Source organism: Micromonospora sp. PRAS1 (assembly GCF_059553435.1).
The window spans coordinates 1-1335 of the sequence record NZ_JCANNB010000099.1; the positions used below are offsets into that span (position 1 = coordinate 1).

1 protein-coding gene is annotated in these 1335 nt (G+C 62.1%); it reads right to left on the reverse strand.

Features of this window, described 5'->3' with window-relative positions; translation table 11 throughout:
- Nucleotides 1-1313 (reverse strand): amino acid adenylation domain-containing protein (locus AC507J_RS32250; protein WP_496294333.1); only part of this gene is annotated, 1313 nt, incomplete at its 3' end.
- Nucleotides 1314-1335 lie beyond the last annotated feature (22 nt).

Below are 1335 nucleotides of genomic sequence, written 5' to 3' on the forward strand. Positions count from 1 at the left end.
GCGGAAAGCTCCACGAACGCCGACGGCACCATGTACTCGGGAAGCCACCCGGCCGCATACGCCCGCAACTCAGCGACCCCAGGCAAACCACCAGCAGGATCAGCCGGAACCAGATAGGCAACCAGACGCCGATCAGCACCCTCACCCCAAGCCCGGACCACAACCGCCCGAACCCCCGCATGCCCCACCAGAACCTGCTCCACCTCAGCCGGCTCAACCCGAAACCCACGAACCTTGACCTGCTCATCAACCCGACCCAAAAAATCAAGACACCCATCACCACGCCAACGAGCCCGATCACCCGTGCAATACATCCGCGAACCATCACCAGCAAACGGATCAGCCACAAAACGCTCAGCCGTCAACGCCGCCCGACCACCATAACCACGCGCAACCCCAACCCCCGACACAAACACCTCACCACCAACACCCACCGGCACCGGCACCAACCCCGCATCCAACACATACACCCGCATATTAGAAATCGGCACACCAATCGAAGGCCGACCCACCACCGAATCAACCACCCCAGCACAACAAATCACCGACGCCTCAGTCGGACCATAACCAACAAACAACGACCGACCCACAGCCCAATCCCGCACAACCTCCACACCCACCCGCTCCGAACCAACCAACAACCGCTCCACCCCCGACAACCCCACAGGATCAAGCACCGACAACAACGACGGCGACACATTCATCACCTGCACCCCACCCGCCCGCACCAACCCACCCAACGCCACCGGATCCACACGCTCCACACCCACCGCAACCACAAGCGTCCCACCCCCAGCCAACACCCCCGCAACATCCAACACCGACGCATCAAAACTAAACGACGCAAACTGCAACACCCGCCCCACCACCACCGACCCCAACGCATCCACCAAATTCGCCAAACCAGCATGCGACACCTGCACACCCTTAGGCCGCCCAGTCGACCCCGACGTATAAATCACATACGCCAACTGCCCCGACTCCACCACCACCGACTCAAAACCATCCACACCCTCCACATCAGACAACACCAACCCCACACCCGCATCAGCCACCATAAAATCCAAACGACCCACCGGATACTCCGGATCCAACGCCAAATACGCCCCCCCAGCCAGCCACACCCCCACAATCCCCACCACCATCTCAACCCCCCGAGACAACCGCAGCCCCACCACCGACTCCGCCCCAACACCCTCCACCCGCAACCGCGCCGCAAACCGCCTCGCCCGAGCCAACAAACCCCCATACGTCAACACCCGACCACCACACACCACCGCCACCACATCCGGCACCGCCACAGCCCACGCCACAAACCGCTCATGAACCGGGACG